Below are 19,317 nucleotides of genomic sequence, written 5' to 3' on the forward strand. Positions count from 1 at the left end.
TTTAAGCTTAAATGTAGAGCTAAAAGCGATCGCTTAGTAAATTAGAGATGCGATCGCAGTTCTGAATTGGTGGTGTCCAGTGATTCTAAGCTTAAATGTAGAGGTAAATGCGATCGCTCGCTAAAAAAGAAATGCGATCGCAGTTCTGATCTCGGCGTTTCGAGTTCCGAACAAGAACGGCCGAGCAAAAAGGTCGAAGTTCCGAGTTCCGAACACGAACGGTCGAGCAAAAAGGTCGAACTTCCGAGTTCCAAACAAGAATGGCCGAGTAAAAAGGTCGAACTTCCGAGTTCCAAACAAGAATGGCCGAGTAAAAAGGTCGAACTTCCGAGTTAAACCTCTGGTTCCACTCCCAGCGCTTTTAACTGAGCAGCTAATCTCTCTGCACGCTGGCGTTCTTTTGCTGCTAACTCCAAACCCCACAGTAATAGTTCGCCATTATCATCCCACCAACGCAACCAATAACCTGTGCGGTTTTCTCGGCTTCCTTGCCATACGCCTAAAAACAAATTCATTTCGACAATCCAGTGACGATTATTTGCATCAGGTGTTTGCAGTTCATAGTGTCCGAAATCATCTCGCCGATAAACTTCTAAAATTCCGCCGTCTGGTTCAAAAATGGCATAGTTTGGCACTTGTAAAATCTGCTCATAATAAAACCATTTACCAGGGGGATAGGTAGGTTTACTGGAATACTCTCCACCTTCGCTATCTGAGAGAAATTCCATCACAATTACGGGAATATCACCTTGCAATTGTGGAGTATAACTGCGCTTTACTTCTTCTCGTGAGACTCGAATAGATGATACATAACCCCAATCTGGCGCTTTGACGACAAATCGATTATTCAAAGTGGCGCAGATACCGTAATTAGTGATGGTTAAAGCATCGGTGGGTAATCTGCCAGCAAGTTCCAAGCTTTCTGTTAAAGCAGCAGCCAAGAGTGGCTGATTAATGTTATCCACTGGTTTGTTGTCTAAAACAAAATCATCAGGTAACTTTTCCCAGGTGACATTATGAGTGGCTGCATTGGCTAGCATAATCAGAATATTTCAAGTACAAATTCAATTTCTAATAGCGCGATTAAAAAATTGCACACGGCGTTACTCCTGAGCAAAGGTTCGCACTTCTTCCACTGATAATGCCAAAGCTTGGGCAATCTGTTCGATGCTCAAATCCATTTGCAATAATCGGGGTATGGCATCTCTTCTGGCTTGTTCTGCCTGTTCGGCCCGTTGGCGTTCTTGTTCTGCTCGTTGTCGTTCTTGTTCGGCGTTGCGAGAAATGTCTGTATAACTCAAAAACCTTTCTCCATCAGGACGATATAGCTGTAAACCCTCTGGTGATGGAGCAAATCGAATTTTTAACCGAGGACTCACCCAATCTTCCATTAGAGGGATGACATCTAAACCGTCTTCACCACGCAACCATCCATGCAAATTATTTCGCTCAGGATCGTAAATGTAGTACTCTTCCACGCCATAGCGATCGTAGAAAAGTAATTTCTTGTCCATTTCAGTTTGGGTGTTGCTGGGAGAAAGAATTTCAAACACCACTTGCGGTGCAATTCCCTCCTCTTTCCATTGTTGGTAGCACAAGCGATCGCCTTTTGGTCTACCCAATACCACCATCACATCTGGGGCGTTAACAATTTTGTTACGTCCCTCTACCGGATACCAAAACAAATCCCCGGCGACAAAAACATTTGGATCTTCGGCAAATAGCCACTCGATATTCTGCTTAATTTCTACAATCCAGCCAAACTGTATGGTATTATTAGCCACTGGTTGTCCGTCACTATCTGGGTAGATGACCTCTGGCTGGGTCGGCGGTTGGATTTGCGATACCATAGCTTCGCCCTCAGAAGGATATTTAATCGGGATGCTTCCAAATTAGCAGACTCTTAAGGATGTCTGCGCCATGAATCTGGAACGATAACTAACTAAAACAGTACTATTGTTCTACAATAAACCGATTAAAGATAGTATTATTAAGGACTGTTTCATAAGAAACTCCTTCTTCGCCGCCAATATGTCAGACCAACAGCTAGCAGCATCCTTGAATGGACATCTTCCGTACCCCAGCCACAACAGCCAGAATACCATTCGGATTCGGGGTGCTAGGCAGCATAATCTGAAAAATATTGACTTGGAATTGCCACGCGATCGCCTAATCGTATTCACTGGCGTTTCTGGTTCTGGTAAGTCTTCCTTAGCCTTTGATACTATTTTTGCTGAAGGGCAACGTCGCTATGTGGAATCCCTCAGCGCCTACGCACGGCAATTTTTAGGACAACTGGATAAGCCGGATGTAGAAGCGATTGAAGGCTTAAGTCCAGCAATTTCTATTGACCAAAAGTCAACGTCTCATAACCCCCGTTCCACTGTCGGTACGGTGACGGAGATTTACGACTATTTGCGGCTGTTGTTTGGTCGGGCTGGCGAACCCCATTGTCCGATATGCGATCGCTGTATTGCACCCCAGACAATCGATGAAATGTGCGATCGCATTATGGAATTACCAGATCGCACCCGCTTCCAAATTCTTGCACCCGTTGTCCGGGGGAAAAAAGGCACACATCGTAAGCTTTTGTCAAGTCTGGCATCTCAAGGTTTTGTCCGCGTGCGGATCAATGGCGAAATCCGCGAACTGTCAGATTCGATAGAATTGGATAAAAATTTTACCCACACCATCGAAGTGGTAATTGACCGCTTGGTGAAAAAAGATGGTATCCAAGAGCGTTTGGTTGATTCTCTATCTACGTGTCTCAAACAATCGGGTGGGATTGCAGCCATTCTGGTGAGTTTGCTTGGTGACGATGGACAAGAAAAAGAAGAAGAATTAGTATTTTCAGAAAATTTTGCTTGTCCAGAACATGGCGCGGTAATGGAGGAACTATCACCGCGATTGTTCTCGTTTAACTCGCCTTATGGTGCTTGTCCGCACTGTCACGGAATTGGGACTTTAAGAAGATTTGCGCCAGACTTGATTGTACCCGACTGGGAAGCGCCAGTTTATGCTGCGATCGCGCCTTGGTCAGAAAAAGATAATTCTTATTACTTGGAATTACTCTATAGTGTAGGGCAGATTTATGGGTTTGAGTTACAAACAAATTGGAGCAAGCTAACAGAAGAACAGCAGCAAATTATTTTGTTTGGAGAAAAAGATGAACGAGCCGCAGAAGCAAAAAGAAAGCAGAGCTTTAAAGGTGCTATTCCAATTTTGCAACGGCAGTATGAGGGGGGTTCTGAATTAATTAAGCAAAAATTAGAGCAGTATTTAATTGATCAAGCGTGTGAAGTTTGTCTGGGAAAACGGTTAAAACCGGAAGCCTTGGCGGTGAAGTTGGGACAATATGGAATTTTGGAATTGACTACCGTATCAATTCGGGATTGTCGAGAGAGAATTGAGCAATTTAAATTGAGCGATCGCCAGTTACAAATTGCTGATTTAGTCTTGAGAGAAATCAAAGCAAGATTGCAATTTTTGTTGGATGTAGGTTTAGATTATCTCACCCTTGACCGTCCCGCCATGACCCTTTCTGGTGGCGAAGCCCAACGAATTCGTCTAGCAACGCAAATTGGTTCTGGTTTAACAGGAGTTCTCTACGTTTTAGATGAACCGAGTATTGGTTTGCATCAACGAGATAATGGCAGGTTGCTGAAAACTTTAACTAAATTACGCGATTTGGGTAATACATTAATTGTCGTTGAACACGATGAAGAAACGATTCGTGCAGCTAACCATATAGTTGATATTGGCCCTGGTGCAGGAATTCACGGCGGAAATATTATTGCCCAAGGTGATTTTCAGGCGTTATTAGCAGCAGAAGATTCTTTGACGGGTGCATATTTATCAGGAAGACGAGTAATTACCACACCAGCAGAACGCCGAGAAGGAAATGGGCGCAGTTTAGGAATTAGAAATGCCCATCGCAACAATCTACAAAATATAGATGTAGACATTCCGCTAGGTAAACTCGTCTCGATAACTGGTGTATCTGGTTCTGGCAAATCTACCCTGATTAACGAATTACTGTACCCATCTCTGCAACACCATTTAACCAAGAAAGTTCCCTTACCCAGACATTTGGATAAAATTCAAGGATTGAATGCGATTGATAAAGCGATCGTTATCGATCAATCTCCCATTGGACGCACACCACGTTCTAACCCTGCAACTTACACAGGAATTTTCGATGCGATTCGGGATGTATTTTCCCAAACCGTCGAAGCCAAAGCTAGAGGTTACAAACCCGGACAATTTTCTTTCAACGTTAAAGGTGGACGTTGCGAAGCTTGTAGCGGACAGGGTGTGAATGTTATTGAAATGAACTTTCTCCCTGATGTTTACGTGCAATGCGAAATTTGTAAGGGTGCAAGGTATAACCGTGAAACTTTGCAAGTGAAGTATAAAGATAAGTCTATCTCTGATGTTCTGAGAATGACAGTTGAGGAGAGTTTAGACTTTTTCCAGAATATACCCAAAGCGATCGCGCGTTTGCAAACTTTATTTGATGTCGGGTTGGGTTACGTCCAACTAGGACAACCTGCAACTACCTTATCTGGTGGTGAAGCGCAACGGGTAAAATTGGCAACTGAACTATCTCGACGCGCCACAGGTAAGACACTTTATTTGATAGATGAACCAACAACAGGGTTATCTTTTTACGATGTCCACAAATTGTTAGATGTATTGCAAAGATTGGTAGATAAAGGCAATTCAATTTTAGTAATTGAACACAACTTAGATGTGATTCGTTGTTCTGATTGGGTGATAGATTTGGGGCCAGAAGGTGGCGATAAAGGCGGAGAATTGATTGCTGTGGGAACACCGGAGGAAGTTGCAAAAAATCCCAGGTCTTATACTGGACAATATTTGCAGCAAGTGTTAAAACAGTATCCGGCGGTGAAGAAGTAGAGTTTTTTGTCTCACGCAAAGGTGCAAAGCAAAGAATAGGAAAAGGAGGACTTTTATTAAGAAGCCCCTTTTTATTGTTGAGTGTTATCCTTGTATGGATAGGCACTATACTTTAAGCATATATTAGGGAATTATCAAAAAATGAATATGCGTAATTTATTTCCTGGCTATTACCAGCCTACAGAGGAAGAGTTTGCTGAACTATGGAAAGAATGTATTTTTTCATTCGATACAAATGTTTTATTACGTATTTATCAGTATTCTCCTAAAACTAGGGAAAGATTTTTTGACATTCTTCACAAGCTTAAACAAAGGATTTGGATTCCATATCAAGTCGCTTACGAGTTTCATAAAAATCGTTTGACTAAGATATCTGATCAGTCAAAAGCTTACGACGATATTCAGAGAATTTTAGATAAAAATCTACAAAATTTAAAAGGTGATTTAGGAAAATATAATATACATTCTACTATAGAGATAAATAAAATAATAGAACCTATTGAAAGAATAACTAAAAAAGTAAAAAATAATTTACGTAAGACAAAACAGGCTCATCCTGACCTAATAAACTCTGACGAACTTCTAGATAAATTAACTGAAATCTTGGATTCTAGAATTGGACAGCCTTATTCCAAAGATAAATTAAACGCCATCTATAAAGATGCTGAAAAAAGATTTAAGGAATTAATTCCCCCAGGCTATAAAGATGTAAAAAAACCAGAACCAGATAAGTACGGTGATGCTATACTATGGTTTCAACTAATTGAATATGCAAAATTAGAGAAAAAACCGATAATTTTCATTACAGATGATGAGAAAGAGGATTGGTGGTTAGAGCATGAAGGTAGAATTATAAGCCCAAGGCCAGAGCTAGCACAAGAAGTTTTAGCAGAGGCTGGAGTTAAATTTTATATGTATTTAACTCCTCGATTTATGAAATATGCTGGAAATTTTCTAAATCTCCCAGAACAGCCAGAAGCAATTGAAGAAGCCAGAGAAATTATGCTGCATGATGCAGCTATTAAAAATGTTAAAGATTTTTCAGATCAAGAGTTAACTCTATCAGAGCAGAATAGTCAAGAAAAAATACCAAGTATAGCTGATCTTACAGAAATTCAATCTACAATTGCAGTACAAAGGCAAAGTATAGCTGATCTTACAAAAATCAACTCCACACTAGCAGAAAATTTACGGAGTTTAACTGAGCTTCCGAAAATTAACTCACCATTTACAGAGCTAACGCGAAGCATAACCGAGCTTCCGAAAATTAACTCGCTATTTGCAGAAAATTTACGGAGTTTAACTGAGCTTCCGAAAATTAACTCGCCATTTGCAGAAAACTTGCAAAGTATAACTGCATTTTCAAAAATTAACTCACCATTTACAGAGCTAATGCGAAATACAACCGAGCTTCCGAAAATTAACTCATTATTTGCAGAGCTAATACCTGGTAAAAATGAGCTTACAAAATTTTCAGCACAAATGCGTAGTCTAATTGAGATTCCAAAAATAAACTTACCAGGTTTAGAAGCAATAAAAAATATCACTCCGTATTCAAAGTTATATAATTTAGACTACCTTAAATCACATTCTTGATCTGCAATCGGCTGATCGTATCTTGGAATTTAGTGCAGTAACTTGTTATAATGCTGCACTTTAGCTCTCTTTTTATCTTTGCCAAAACTGCCGTAAAATCTCCCCTGGCTTTCTATCCCAAGTGTCAATATGTTCGTATATCAAATTATCTTGATTTAGTTTATATGTTGAATAACCATTAAAAAGCAAACCAGCTTTCCAAGGAACGCGCAACACTCCCCGTACTGTCCATTTTGCTAAAATCGTGTCTTCGGCTGACTGATAAACCTCATGCACATCAAAGTAAATTTGGGTAAAAAATAGCCGAGCGTGAAATCGCAAAGTCCAAAATATAATGCGATAGTTAAATTTATATTTGAATGTATTTACTGGGTCTTTAAAGTAGATATCGTCTGTATAAATGTCATAAGAAATATCTTTTTGAAAAAGTGTTGGTAAATCCTCTTTTAAAGTTTTAATTACTTGTTCTACCGAGAATTGAGATTCCACGCGCATTTTTCCTTAAAAAATCTTTTTTAACAACTGTTGCCAAATTGAAGATGTCCTCTTATTAATCACACCACCCGCACTCAAATCTGACAGACTGGGAAATGATGCAGACTTAGCATAGGGGCCATTTCGCAAAATTTTAGCTAGGTTATTGTTATTTTCGCGCAAACCTTCGTAAAAAAAGAATACCTCTCCTTGAATACCAAGTTGGCGATTGTATTCAATTGCCTGCACCAGATATTCTGGATTAATACAATAACTGCCAAGCTTCATCAGTATTCCCGGTGCTAACTTCGGTAGTGTCGCATCTGTGAATTGCTGGTTTACTAGTTTATCAGCGATCGCACAATAACTCCCAAAGTCACGACGATAAATCTGCGGCTGAATCATATCGACTATTCCTCGCTTTAGCCATGCAGGGGAGTCTTGCAGATATTCCTGGAATGCCCAATCATGGATATTAGGTGCGATCGCTACTAATAAATTAGGATTCACCGCTTTCACTTCCTGGTAGAGACGCGCCAAAAATTCAGTGAGAATATCTGCACGCCACTGTAACCATTGTTTATCCTTGGGGTTCTGTGGCGGATTGCGCTCAAATTCCTGGCGATAGCGGGTGACAGTTAACTCATCATAGCCACCTTCAGAGGGGAATGCAGGGAAGCGATCGTCTCCTTGAACCCCATCCACATCATAATTCTTTACAACTTCCAGCACCAAGTTCAATAAGAATTCCTGCACCTGTGAGTCAAGTGCATTCAACCACTCAAAGCCGTTTTTCTTCAGTAAATTGCCGTTATAATCACGCGCAGCCCATTCCGGTTTTTTCTGTAAAAGTACACCACCATTCAAATTGTAAGAACTAGCAAAACCGTATTCAAACCAAGGAATAACTTTTAACCCAACTCGCCGCGCCTCCACCACCACTTCTTCTAAAGGGTCACGACCTACAGACATAGGGTCAATTTCGACTCCAAATGTCTGCTGCATTGTTTGGCTGGGATACAGAGTTACCGCCTTATTCCAAACAACAGGAAACACCACATTAAATCCCGTCTCAGCCAGAAAATCCATCGCCTCAGCAATGCCTTCCTTTGACCTGAGAACTTTACTATCAGTAGTGGTCAGCCAAATACCACGGGTTTCTATTATTGCCATTTCTATAAATTGAAATTCTCAGCACTGCACCATCTAAATATTGACTAGCCGACGATACCGCGCCTGTATTATTGTGTAAATCCCATAAGCAACCAAACCTAAGGCCACAATACCCAAAAGCCATGCCCCGTTAGGCTGTTGCGCTAGCGTCTGTAATACTTCATCCAAACCTTCTGCGGTGGCGGCATTCGATTGCCTTGCAGCTTCAATTAAAAACCAACCGATAATACAAAACACTATACCCCGTGCCGCTAAACCAAATCTGGAAATCCTCATTACCCATTGGGCTTGTGTGTTGCTTAACTCAGTTAAATTAAGTTCTTTACGAAATTTGCCACTAAAAGCTTGATAAAACTGATAAAAACCTAGAGCAATTACAAACACCCCCACAGTTCCAACTAACCATTCACCAAAGGGTTGAGAAAGCAAACGTGCTGTCGAATCTTCAGTAGAATCACTACTATTTTTACTGCTGCCTGTACCCGTAACGATTTTCACAGCACTTAAGGCTAAACTTGCATAAATCAAGCCATTAACTGCGTAACCAATTCGTACTGCCAAACCTTTGGCATCATTACCTTTATTTTCTGGGTCTTTAATTGCCTGTACAAAACGCCAGATTACGTATCCAATCAAGCCAATTGCAACTAAAGCCAACAACAATTTACCAAATGGCTGGTTAACGATTGTTTGGAGAGCGCCTTGGGTATCAGTTGTTTTACCACCGTTGCCAAAAGCTGTCTGTGCTGCCAGTAGTCCAACTATACCGTAAACTACTCCTTTGGAAACATAGCCAAATCGCCCCAGTCGCTCAATCCACAATGAAGCATGGTTTGTCAACTGTTGTGTCATGGTAGTTGGGAAGAATTATATCTACTTTTTACCAAAATTTACCCGCGATTCACATCTACCTCAAGACAAATTGTCTAATATTTTTGCAAAAAACCACTATCGTAATACTGTCTTTCAATAGATGTGAGGTCGATCAAAATAATATTACAGTTGCTAAGTACAGTATTATTATTTAATTTTTTAATGCTAGATTTGGATTAATTATGTCTCTAATAGAAACTTCTTGGAAACACGAATATATAACTACCAATGGGGTAAAACTACACTACGTTACCCAAGGTGAAGGCCCTTTAATGTTGATGTTGCATGGGTTTCCTGAGTTTTGGTACTCTTGGCGGCATCAAATACCAGAATTTGCCCAAAATTTTAAAGTTGTCGCCGTTGATTTGCGTGGTTACAACGATAGTGATAAACCAAATGAGCAATCCGCTTATGTCATGGATGAATTTATCAAAGATATTGAGGGAGTAATTAAAGGATTAGGATATCAAAAATGTGTATTAGTTGGGCATGATTGGGGAGGTGCGATCGCCTGGAATCTTGCATACACTCACCCCGAAATGTTAGAACAATTAATTATTCTTAACCTGCCTCATCCTGCCAAATTTGCTCAAGGGTTACGCACTCCCCAACAGTTGCTACGTAGCAATTACATATTTCTCTTTCAACTACCGTGGATACCAGAATTACTTTTACAATCTTCCGACTACCAAGCTATTGAAACAGCTTTTAAAGGTACAGCAGTTAACAAGAGTGCTTTCACACAAGCCGATATTGACGCTTATAAAAATGCTGCTGCAAAACGCGGTGCCCTCACAGCAATGTTGAACTATTACCGCAATATTTTTCAGCAGAAAATGCTAAATCCAAATTGGGGCGTTCTGGAAGTACCAACACTGATGATTTGGGGAGAAAATGACACCGCACTCGGCAAGGAACTAACTTACGACACCGCAGCTTATGTCAGAGATTTTCAAATCAAGTATATTCCTAATTGTGGTCATTGGGTGCAGCAAGAACAGCCGGAATTGGTTAATCAGTATATGCGAGAATTTCTGAGGACTTAAGCTAAAACATCAATTTATCAAGTATAAATACTTATCAAATTAGCTATGACGAGTAGCGCCAGATTTTACTTTTGAAAAGATTTAATAGTGATTTAACAGTGGGCATTTTTGAGGAATTATGGGGTAAAAATTGCGAAAAAATCGTAATTAATGGCATTTTCGACATTACTTTTATCTGGGTTTCAGATCATAACTAAGCTGTCAGGAGATAGATTGTCACAAGAGAGATTGACCTCACGAAGTTTAGTGAGATAATAGAGTTGTGAGGGACAGAACGGACGCAACTCGATTATTAAGGGGGAAAATTATGAAACTCCAGCTATTAGCGGCCATGGCCTTAGCAACACCCCTATTTCTCGCTAGCTCGGTTAGAGCCGAGAATCCACAGGATTTACAAAAGCTGCTTTCAACTGGGGAATGTGTTAAGTGCGATCTATCAGGAGCTAACCTTAGTGGCGCTCATTTAATTGGTGCTGACTTGAGAGGCTCGAAGCTGCAAGGAGCGAACCTTGTAGGAGCTAACCTCGAAGGTGCTGATTTAACTGGTGCAAACTTGGCAGGTGCTAACCTAACATCTGCTTATGTAACGAATGTGAATTTGAAGCAAGTTAATCTCAACGGAGTAAACTTTACTCGCGCTACAATTCACGATTCTAATGTGTATCAAGCATCAATGAACGAGCTTAATCTTACTGATGCGGAAGTATTTAACACTGGAATCGGGATTGGTGGAGAAGACGCTGAAATTCCCGATTGGAAATAGGGCGGTCTGAGTACACAAGTCCAAATCAATACAACATAGGTTTTGGCGGGTTTTAAATCAAATAAACTAGTTTTTTGCCAGAATTATCCTGAAAACCTGCCTCTACAAAAAATATTAAAATAAATGAAACCCCTCTGCATTGTAATCACTTTACTATGGCAAAAGCAGAGGGGGTTTCTTTTTGCGATCGCACTGATATCCACACAAAAAAGGGCAATCAAAATCTGAAAATCTTTGTGATTTCCCATCAGATGCACAAAGAAGGTTTTCTCCCCAGATGCCCATTGATTTGGCACGGTTTTTGCATAAAAGTATTTTGACCTCTCCGTTGCTGACAAAATATCATTAAAGACTTATGCAAAAACAGCGAAGACCGAGTGAGAAGAGTTTGCGGTCACTTGATTACTTGAATGTGTTTCTCGCGGATGTGCGCGATGGTGTCGGGCCATATCTGAGCATTTACCTGAAAGCCTCAGCAAATTGGAACCCGGCTCAAATTGGATTGGCGATGTCAGCTTCGGCAATTGCCACAGTTATTGCTCAAACACCAGCTGGTGCATTGGTTGACAGGCTACGTCAAAAACGGATGTTGATTGTACTGGCGGCTGTCTTCGTTTCTATCGGCTCTATTGCTATGGGCTTGTTCCCCAATTTGCCTGTTGTCATTGGCTCTCAGATTATGATTGGGATTGCTGCTGCAATTTTCCCACCTGCGATTACTGCTATTACTCTGGGACTCGTAGGACATGAGAGATTAGATAGGCGGGTAGGTCGTAATGAAACATTTAACCATACAGGAAATCTGCTAGCTGCTACTCTCGCTGGTTTAGTGGGTTACTTTATTGCCCGCAAGGCAATATTTTTCTTGGTTGCAGCTATGGCTGTGGGCAGTATTATTTCAGTGAGGATGATTCGTGAAAGAGAGATTGACCACGAACTAGCGCGTGGAGATGGTGAAGAGAGAGAGGAAGATAAAGAAGAACATCAACAGCATCATGAAGGCATATTGCAATTATTGAGCGATCGCCAAATCTTATTCTTTAGTATTGCAGTAGTTCTGTTTCACTTTGCCAATGCTGCTATGTTACCGCTAGTTGGTCAAGAATTGGCACAGGGTAAAGGCACAAGTGACACAGTTTATATGTCTGCTTGTATCATTGTCGCTCAGTTAGTGATGATTCCAGTGTCTAACTTGGCTGGGCGCTTCGCACATACAGCCCGAAAACCCATATTTTTGCTGGGCTTTGCCGTCTTACCGATTCGAGGAGTGCTGTATACGTTTTCGGGCAATCCCTATTTTCTCGTTTCTGTGCAAATTCTGGATGGTATTGCAGGCGGGATTTTTGGTGTGCTTTCTGTGTTAATGGTAGCTGATTTGACTAAAGGCACGGGACGCTTTAATGTTACCCAAGGAATGCTCAACACTGCTATTGGCATTGGTGCGGGTTTGAGCAACGTGCTGGCTGGATTTGTGGTTAAAAGTGCTGGTTACAATGTTGGTTTTTTGATTTTAGCAGCGATCGCAGTTGTGGCTTTAGCAGTTTTTTGGTTCTGTGTACCGGAAACAAAAACAGGAGTTAATAGAAAAGCATCACCTCAAACCGCTTAGGGCAGTCATTAATTATTAGTCATTAGACCTCTTGCAAAAATATATTTTTGCACTCTTAGGGGAAAGGGTAAAGGTTAAAGGGAAAGGATTTTGAGTTTTTTTACCCTTTTCCCCCGCCCCTTATCCCGGACTTTTGCAAGAAGTCTATTAGTCATTAGTCCAAAATAAACCCGTCCACTCCTTAACATGGTTTGAATTAGTCCCATAAAAGACAAAGTTTTCCACCCACAAGAGGCTAGGTATGCACTAAAATCCAATGACAAATGACAAATGACAAATGACCAATGACTACTTAATCAAAAGCATCTAGCAAAATCATGATTGTTTTCAGATACATCATCATTGCACTGACTTATATCGGTTTGGGTTTAGGATATCTCCCTGGTTTGCGGATGAACCGAGCCAGTATTGCTTTAGTTGGTGCATCTTTGCTGATGGCATTCGGGGTATTAGACCTCAAAGAAGCATGGCAAGCGATAGACTATAAAACGCTGATTTTCCTGTTTGGGATGATGGTAATCAGCACGAACTTAGCTTACGCTGGTTTTTTCCAATTAACCCTTGATACAGTTACACACTTTACCCGCAGCCCTTTAGGTTTGCTGATTGTTTTAACTTTTGGCAGTGGAATTCTCTCCGCTTTTTTTCTGAACGATACCATCGCTCTAATTTTGACTCCTTTGGTTCTCGGTTTAACTCAAACTTTGAACCTCAATCCAATTCCTTACTTACTTGCCTTGGCGGGAGCAACTAATCTTGGTTCAGTGGCTACCTTAAGTGGTAATCCGCAAAATATTTTGATTGGTTCCTTCTCTGGTATCAGCTATCTCGATTTTGCGAAAGCATTGACTCCCATTGCATTAGTAAGTTTGTTAATCCAAATTGGGTTATTGTGGTGGCTTTATCCTGATGTTCGTTCTACTAAATCTTGTCCGAGTGTAACCCCCGTGCGTTACCGCATATTTAAACCGTTGCTTACTAAAAGCCTATTGATAACCGGAGGATTATTAATTGCATTTTTAATTGGGATACCTCCAGCCCAAGCAACACTTGTAGCTGCTGGTTTATTGTTCATTACTAGGCGAATCAAACCGCAACGAGTTTTAAATAAAGTTGATTGGGATTTACTGGTGATGTTCTCTGGGCTATTTATTGTGACTGCTGGAGTAGAAAAATTAGGCATATTAAATTTATTTAGCGGTTTAGTTTATAATCCCTTGAGCATATTAGGAATTACTGCTCTGCTTTCTAATTTAGTTTCTAATGTTCCAGCAGTATTATTACTACAACATTTAATTCCCCATCCAGACACAAGAACCTGGTTATTATTAGCAGCAGGATCTACTTTAGCTGGTAATTTAACTTTGTTAGGTTCAGTTGCTAATTTAATTGTTGCTGAGGCTGTTGCAAAACTTGGTTATCAATTGTCATTCTGGGAACATCTGCGTTTTGGTCTACCGCTAACTGTCGTGACTCTCATCCTGGCTTATTTTTGGATTTAGTTATTTGTCATTGGTCATTTGTCATTTGTCATTTGTCATTTGTCAACAATCAAACTTAAAATTTCAGGCTCAAAGGTGCAACGTTCAGAGGATGTCTGAAAATTTTTTGGTGTTGTATTTGAGACTTGTAGATCCCCCTAAATCCCCCGATAAATTGGGGGACTTTGATTCCTGTTCCCCCATTTTTAAGGGGAGCCAGCGCGGTCTTGGGGAGCCAGTGCGGTCTTGGGGTTTCCCCAAGTGGAGCATCTGGCGTGGTTTCCCCCATGAGCGACTGGCGTGGGCTAGGGGGGATCAAGCGAAATATTTAATACTTCTCAGACATCCTCTCAGGTTCAAAGGTGCAACGTTCATCTTCAAAGGCGCAACTTCCAGGCTCAAAGGCTCAATGTTCAGGCTCAAAGGTGCAACGTTCACCTTCAAAGACGCAACTTCCAGGCTCAAAGGTGCAACTTTCACCTTCAAAGCCGCAATGTTCAGGTTCAAAGCCGCAATGTTCAGGTTAAAAGGTGCAACTTCCAGGCTCAAAGCCGCAATGTTCAGGTTAAAAGGTGCAACTTCCAGGCTCAAAGCCGCAACGTTCACCTTCAAAGGCTCAACTTTGATATTTCAAGAGACTTCCTTGCTTTTTGGTCTTGCTTCCCATCTTTTTATCAGTCAACTTACGCTGATGTGATGACTTTATTCCGGCAATTTTACGGTATTTTGTGACTGTTCTGCGGGTAATTGGCAGACAAAATTGGATTTTCAAAAGCTGGGCTAATTGCTCATCAGTATGAGGATTGGCGGGTGATTCTTCTGCAATTAACTGTAATAGCATCTGTTGGATTTGTTGAGGAGTACGTCCGCCTACTCCTACAGGAACACATAGTGAATGCAACGGAATTATCTGACTGTGTTGATTGCAAACTAATATATACCGTCCCCGCACAATCCGACTGACTGTAGAGTTACTCAGTCCCACCGATTGAGCTACTAATTGCTGAGGGGTAGATACTAAGTCTAATTTATCCCGACTCTGCAAAAAAGCTTGCTGTCGCTCAACTAAAAATTTCCCAACTTTGAGCAGATTTTCTTGCCATTGTTGCAAAGCTGTGAGTAAATTTCTAGCTTTTTGTAATAATGCTTCTAGTTGTTGGGTATCTCGCCTTGCTTTTGGTGATTCCTGCAAAAGCTTAATGGCTTCGGAATTCAGACAAAAACGTTGTTTGATTTCATAAGCTAATGAAATTTGCCAACTTCCAGCTATTAGCTCAACTTTTAAATCGGGAGTGACGATGGGAGCATTGCTACCACCGAAGTTTCTGGCGGGACGGGGTTCTAATTCTTGAATCTTATGAATAGCATCGTTGATTTTATTGATGTCAACATCAAGATTTTGGTGATTTTGGTGCAGCTTTTGTAATAGTATTTGACAATTGTGCTTTGAATCGGAAGAATTACCAATACAATTTGCTATGTCTTCTAAATAATTTTGAACTAGTATAAATGCTAGACTTTCAGGCTGGTTTTTGAGTTGTACTAATAGACATTCTTGCAGTGAGCGCGTACCAATTCCAGGTGGATCTAAACTTTGGAGAACAGGCATAACGGCTTCTAATTCTTTGGCACTCCAGATACTACCATCTGCCCAAACTTCTGGAGTTTCTTCTAAGTAACCTGAGTTTGATAACCACTGAGTTAGATGGGTTAAGGCTTCACGTTGTCTTGATGGGATTGATAAAGCTGATATTTGTCCAAGAAGATGTTCGCTTAAACTTAATTCTTGGGCGATGGGAGTATACCAAGTAGGTAGAATATCTTCTAAAAGTAGTTGATTGTCATCGAAATTAGATGTTTCTATGATAAATGGATTGTGTTTAGATTCTTCTCGAAGATAATCGAATACTCGTTTACCATCCCACGGTAAGAAGCGAACTAAATACTGTAGGGTTGGGTAAATAACAGTTTGAGTTTCTAGGTGGGTTTCTAATGTAGATGCTGAGTTTAAAGAATTCATTAGTTAAGAGTTAAGAGTTTTATCTCGTTCCCATGCTCTGCATGGGAATGCTCATCTATAGGCTCTGCCTATAGTCCAAGGAGGCGCTTGGCAGAGTCAAGGAACGAGAAGTTAAACGAGAAATTGAAAGTTTTTGCTATAAATTCCATTGTTTCTTTTTTTGTTCAAAGCTTTCGACAGAAATTCCTAATGGTTTGTGGGGTTCTTGGGGATAAAGAGCTAAAGCACGGCGGATAAAGTTTATTTCTAACTGAGCGATCGCTTGTTCTAAATTTAAATTCATCTGATATTCTTGATTAAAAATGAGATGCTCTGAAAGAATGGTTCTTCCTCCAGAAAAAACTGCTGCTCTCTCTAAAGTATTTTGCAGTTCTCGCACATTTCCCGGCCAAGGGTAATCTCTCAATTTTTCTAGGGCGGTTGAGGTAATTGCTAAATTTCTAGTTCCATTTCTTAGAGCAATAGAGCTTAGAAAATGTTGGGTAAGTTGTTCTAAATCTTCTGGGCGATCGCGCAAAAGTGGCAGTTCAATTCGTACTACATTGAAGCGATAATAAAGGTCTTCTCGAAATTGATTCAGGCGTACCAATTGCTCTAAATTCCGATTGGTGGCAGCTAAAATGCGGACATCTACAGTTTTGGTTTGGTTACTACCCAAGCGCTCGAAGGATTTATCTTGTAATACTCGCAACAATTTCCCTTGAATGATTTGGCTCAATTCTCCAACTTCATCCAGAAAAATTGTACCGCCATTGGCTTGTTCAAAGCGACCAATTCGCAAGTGATTCGCTCCAGTGAAGGCTCCTTTTTCGTGACCAAATAATTCTGCTTCTAATAAATGTTCTGGCAGAGCTGCACAGTTAACTTTTACTAAAGGGCCACGACTGCGAGGGCTAGCATTATGCAGTGTGGAAGCGACTAACTCTTTGCCCGTACCTGATTCGCCGACAATCAAAACTGTGGTGTTTCCTTGGGCAAGTCTACCAATGAGTTTAAAAACTTCTGCCATTTTAGGCGATCGCCCCAACAGTTCTTCTGGTTGTCCGAGATTTTGAATATTTGCTTCACCAATTTGCTCGGCGGATGCTTGGGAATGAGCTAAAGCTTTTTGCGCCAAGTTGACTAAATCTTCTAAATCGAAGGGTTTAGTTAAATAATCATAAGCTCCCAATTGCATAGCTTCAATGGCTGTACGACTTGTTCCATAAGCTGTCATCACAATTACTGGCACTTCAAATAAAGTCTTACTACCTAAAGCTTTTAAAACAGCACTACCTTGAGTTTTGGGCATTTTTAAATCTAGAAATACCAAGTCAGGACGAGATGTAGCATCTTGTTGAATCATCTTCAGTCCTTGTTCTCCGTCTTCTGCCTCTATTACGTCGTAACCTTCATCTTTTAAAATCTGCGCCATCGCCTGACGCAAAGCTTTTTCATCATCAATAATCAAAATCTTAGCCATCGTTGTGATTCTTCGGTAAGTAAACGCTAAAAACGGTGCAACCTGGTTGAGATTTCAAATCAATATGCCCTCCGTGTCGGGTGACAATCTCATGGCTAATTGCTAAACCTAAACCTGTTCCTTGGGGTTTTGTGGAATAAAAAGGATCGAAAATGCGATCGCGTTCTTCTGGTGCTAAACCTGCGCCAGTGTCTTTTACCCAAGTCACTAAGTAGTCTTGCTCTTGGTCTACACCAACTTCAACTTCGCTTTCTGGTGGACTTGCTTGGATGGCATTTAAGATTAAGTTAACCATCACCTGTCCTAACTCCCGGCGGCGTAGTGGTACTTGGGGCAAAGGTTCAGCAGCAGAACGATAAAAAAGCGTCACTCCCTGTTCTTCGGCTTTGAAACGTAATAGAGAAACTGATTCCGAAGCGATCGCTTCTAGGGAAGTAGTTACCATTTCTTCTTGCTGATTTTGGTCAAAATACAATAGCCGTCGCACCAGCATTTCTAAACGGTCTACTTGTTCTAGTAAACTAGCGATCGGTAAAGTCGTAATTCCCTGCTTTTTTAATTGTCGTTCTGTATATTGCAAATTGAGGCGCATACTAGCTAGGGGATTGCGGACTTCATGAGCTACCCCTGCCACCAATTGTCCCAGAGAAGCCAAGCGCTCAACTCGGTGCAGGCGCTGCTCTAACTCTTGGCGGTGGTATTGCATACTATTAATTGCAGTTCCCAACAGTCCCATTTCTGCGGGTAGCGGAGGAATAAGTGAAGCTTTATCCTCTTCCATTGCTTTAATACTTTGCTGGAGTCGCTGCACTCCCCACTGTAGTTGTAAGGCAATATAAAAAGTCCAAACTCCCACGACTAAAATTCCTAAAACTACGAAAACACTTAAAACTTTCTGATTGCTATCTTCTAGATGAGGCATACGTTTCATCGTCCACACTGCTCCCCACAGAGGTAGAGGGTCAGCACGCAGTACCAAGATATCAAGACCAGGGTGCAGCACTAATTCCTGGGGTAAACCTTGGCTTGTGGCTCTGCGAGTCAATTGCAAAATTGTGTCTCGTTCAGCAGGAGGAATATCTTTTTTGGGGACAGGGCCCCCGTGGGTAGGATAGGCATAGCCTAAAAGCTGGTCTTGTTGAAGCAGGTAAAATCCCCCTTCTACCCTTGCGAAAGCAGTTAGGGCTTCGTTTGAGAGTTCTGCCAATGGCTTACCTGGCTTTGGTGTTTGCCCAAGATTTGATTCCCAAAACAGCTTAATTAGTCTGGTGTTGGCAAAAGCTAGTTCTCTCTGATTTCTGACAACAACAGCACCTTCCAGACTTTGAAATAGTTGTACCACTAACCACAAAGCAGCTCCACTTAAACCTAAAAAAAGGATGCTGAGGATTGTTAGCTGTCGCCGCAGTGTCCAACGTTGAGGTAACACAATAGGTTCATGGAATAAGAATTAGAACTTCTAGAAATGCAAAAACTATGCCAATTGCATCAGAATACCTAATTATTTAGTAATCTTTTATTATTCTCACGAGAGAAAATCAGAAACCTTTGTTGTCATTAGTCTTTATAAATTTAGGGGTAGGTTGGGTTTCGTTCCTGATGCTATTGGCGAAATATTGCTTAATAAATAAAATACGACGAATGGAGCTTTCTTCTTCGATGTCGATGGCGGCTTAAGCGGATCTGCACCCCTACAGATTGCCACCTTATCTGACCCAATATTGCGGTTATCTACAAGCTACGCGCAGCATCTCCAAGAGTTAGATCGAAATACGGGCTACGCCTACGCATTAAAATTGAGTGCTTAAAAGCAGGTGCTTGTAAAGTCTAAAACTTACTAATATACGCTAAAACTGGTTATTTTTTCGCTTTTAGTACTTAAAAAATTAGGTTAAGAAAA

16 protein-coding genes are annotated in these 19,317 nt (G+C 40.9%); 6 read left to right on the plus strand and 10 right to left on the minus strand.

Going from position 1 to position 19,317, the window contains the following annotated elements; translation table 11 throughout:
- Positions 1-41 precede the first annotated feature (41 nt).
- The 3 genes from RMX98_RS05965 to RMX98_RS05975 all read right to left on the minus strand — a co-directional run bounded on the left by RMX98_RS05965 (position 42) and on the right by RMX98_RS05975 (position 1,850).
- Positions 42-230: a hypothetical protein gene (locus tag RMX98_RS05965; RefSeq protein WP_322678802.1), complete on the minus strand. Its 189-nt coding sequence runs from the start codon at positions 228-230 to the stop codon at positions 42-44.
- Positions 231-332: 102 nt separating this feature from the next.
- On the minus strand, positions 333-1,040 hold the full coding sequence (locus tag RMX98_RS05970) for a Uma2 family endonuclease (RefSeq protein ID WP_322678801.1): 708 nt from the start codon (positions 1,038-1,040) through the stop codon (positions 333-335).
- Between the two features lie 63 nt (positions 1,041-1,103).
- Complete coding sequence (locus RMX98_RS05975; RefSeq protein WP_322678800.1) at positions 1,104-1,850, minus strand: Uma2 family endonuclease; 747 nt, start codon at positions 1,848-1,850, stop codon at positions 1,104-1,106.
- A 181-nt stretch (positions 1,851-2,031) separates the two neighbouring features.
- On the opposite strand from RMX98_RS05975, the gene uvrA reads away from it, so the two are divergent.
- Together uvrA and RMX98_RS05985 are read left to right on the plus strand one after the other, a co-directional pair.
- On the plus strand, positions 2,032-4,920 hold the full coding sequence (gene uvrA / locus RMX98_RS05980; protein ID WP_322678799.1) for an excinuclease ABC subunit UvrA: 2,889 nt from the start codon (positions 2,032-2,034) through the stop codon (positions 4,918-4,920).
- A gap of 141 nt (positions 4,921-5,061) precedes the next feature.
- Entirely contained in the window at positions 5,062-6,516 is a 1,455-nt protein-coding gene (locus RMX98_RS05985) for a PIN domain-containing protein (RefSeq protein WP_409881142.1), read from the plus strand.
- A gap of 72 nt (positions 6,517-6,588) precedes the next feature.
- Here RMX98_RS05985 and RMX98_RS05990 read toward each other — a convergent pair whose 3' ends face one another.
- From RMX98_RS05990 to RMX98_RS06000, 3 genes are read right to left on the minus strand one after another with little or no spacing between them, the layout of a single operon-like run.
- On the minus strand, positions 6,589-7,011 hold the full coding sequence (locus RMX98_RS05990; protein WP_409880963.1) for a DUF2358 domain-containing protein: 423 nt from the start codon (positions 7,009-7,011) through the stop codon (positions 6,589-6,591).
- Positions 7,012-7,017: 6 nt separating this feature from the next.
- Entirely contained in the window at positions 7,018-8,163 is a 1,146-nt protein-coding gene (locus RMX98_RS05995; RefSeq protein WP_322679398.1) for a glycoside hydrolase family 10 protein, read from the minus strand.
- A gap of 33 nt (positions 8,164-8,196) precedes the next feature.
- Positions 8,197-9,015 (minus strand): DUF1206 domain-containing protein, encoded by an 819-nt coding sequence (locus tag RMX98_RS06000; protein WP_322679397.1) that lies wholly within the window; start codon positions 9,013-9,015, stop codon positions 8,197-8,199.
- A gap of 203 nt (positions 9,016-9,218) precedes the next feature.
- Between RMX98_RS06000 and RMX98_RS06005 the strand changes: the two genes are divergently transcribed.
- From RMX98_RS06005 to RMX98_RS06020, 4 genes are all read left to right on the plus strand, one after another.
- A complete protein-coding gene (locus RMX98_RS06005; RefSeq protein ID WP_322679396.1) occupies positions 9,219-10,082 on the plus strand; it encodes an alpha/beta hydrolase in 864 nt (287 codons plus the stop codon).
- A 307-nt stretch (positions 10,083-10,389) separates the two neighbouring features.
- Positions 10,390-10,845, plus strand: a complete 456-nt coding sequence (locus tag RMX98_RS06010; protein WP_322679395.1) for a pentapeptide repeat-containing protein — start codon at positions 10,390-10,392, stop codon at positions 10,843-10,845.
- Between the two features lie 355 nt (positions 10,846-11,200).
- Complete coding sequence (locus tag RMX98_RS06015; RefSeq protein ID WP_322679394.1) at positions 11,201-12,454, plus strand: MFS transporter; 1,254 nt, start codon at positions 11,201-11,203, stop codon at positions 12,452-12,454.
- Positions 12,455-12,771: 317 nt separating this feature from the next.
- A complete protein-coding gene (locus tag RMX98_RS06020) occupies positions 12,772-13,956 on the plus strand; it encodes an anion transporter (protein ID WP_322679393.1) in 1,185 nt (394 codons plus the stop codon).
- A 294-nt stretch (positions 13,957-14,250) separates the two neighbouring features.
- On the opposite strand, the gene RMX98_RS06025 is transcribed toward RMX98_RS06020, so the two are convergent.
- From RMX98_RS06025 to RMX98_RS06040, 4 genes are all read right to left on the minus strand, one after another.
- Positions 14,251-14,547, minus strand: a complete 297-nt coding sequence (locus tag RMX98_RS06025) for a hypothetical protein (protein ID WP_322676255.1) — start codon at positions 14,545-14,547, stop codon at positions 14,251-14,253.
- 4 nt (positions 14,548-14,551) lie between these two features.
- A complete protein-coding gene (locus RMX98_RS06030; RefSeq protein WP_322676256.1) occupies positions 14,552-15,955 on the minus strand; it encodes an RNA polymerase subunit sigma-54 in 1,404 nt (467 codons plus the stop codon).
- A gap of 136 nt (positions 15,956-16,091) precedes the next feature.
- Complete coding sequence (locus tag RMX98_RS06035; protein WP_322676257.1) at positions 16,092-17,417, minus strand: sigma-54 dependent transcriptional regulator; 1,326 nt, start codon at positions 17,415-17,417, stop codon at positions 16,092-16,094.
- Positions 17,410-18,846 (minus strand): sensor histidine kinase, encoded by a 1,437-nt coding sequence (locus tag RMX98_RS06040; RefSeq protein ID WP_322676258.1) that lies wholly within the window; start codon positions 18,844-18,846, stop codon positions 17,410-17,412. Before RMX98_RS06040 ends, RMX98_RS06035 begins: the two co-directional genes overlap by 8 nt.
- Positions 18,847-19,317 lie beyond the last annotated feature (471 nt).

The sequence above is a fragment of the Nostoc sp. DedQUE02 genome (genome assembly GCF_034531035.1).
Classification (GTDB): Bacteria; Cyanobacteriota; Cyanobacteriia; order Cyanobacteriales; family Nostocaceae; genus Nostoc.

Coding starts and splice junctions, on each gene's coding strand:
- RMX98_RS06015 (WP_322679394.1), top strand. CDS start 11,201: ATGCAAAAACAGCGAAGACCGAGTGAGAAGAGTTTGCGGTCACTTGAT.
- RMX98_RS05990 (WP_409880963.1), bottom strand. CDS start 7,011: ATGCGCGTGGAATCTCAATTCTCGGTAGAACAAGTAATTAAAACTTTA.
- RMX98_RS05975 (WP_322678800.1), bottom strand. CDS start 1,850: ATGGTATCGCAAATCCAACCGCCGACCCAGCCAGAGGTCATCTACCCA.
- RMX98_RS05970 (WP_322678801.1), bottom strand. CDS start 1,040: ATGCTAGCCAATGCAGCCACTCATAATGTCACCTGGGAAAAGTTACCT.
- RMX98_RS06005 (WP_322679396.1), top strand. CDS start 9,219: ATGTCTCTAATAGAAACTTCTTGGAAACACGAATATATAACTACCAAT.
- RMX98_RS06000 (WP_322679397.1), bottom strand. CDS start 9,015: ATGACACAACAGTTGACAAACCATGCTTCATTGTGGATTGAGCGACTG.
- RMX98_RS06030 (WP_322676256.1), bottom strand. CDS start 15,955: ATGAATTCTTTAAACTCAGCATCTACATTAGAAACCCACCTAGAAACT.
- RMX98_RS05995 (WP_322679398.1), bottom strand. CDS start 8,163: ATGGCAATAATAGAAACCCGTGGTATTTGGCTGACCACTACTGATAGT.
- RMX98_RS06010 (WP_322679395.1), top strand. CDS start 10,390: ATGAAACTCCAGCTATTAGCGGCCATGGCCTTAGCAACACCCCTATTT.
- RMX98_RS05985 (WP_409881142.1), top strand. CDS start 5,062: ATGAATATGCGTAATTTATTTCCTGGCTATTACCAGCCTACAGAGGAA.
- RMX98_RS06020 (WP_322679393.1), top strand. CDS start 12,772: ATGATTGTTTTCAGATACATCATCATTGCACTGACTTATATCGGTTTG.
- uvrA (WP_322678799.1), top strand. CDS start 2,032: ATGTCAGACCAACAGCTAGCAGCATCCTTGAATGGACATCTTCCGTAC.
- RMX98_RS06035 (WP_322676257.1), bottom strand. CDS start 17,417: ATGGCTAAGATTTTGATTATTGATGATGAAAAAGCTTTGCGTCAGGCG.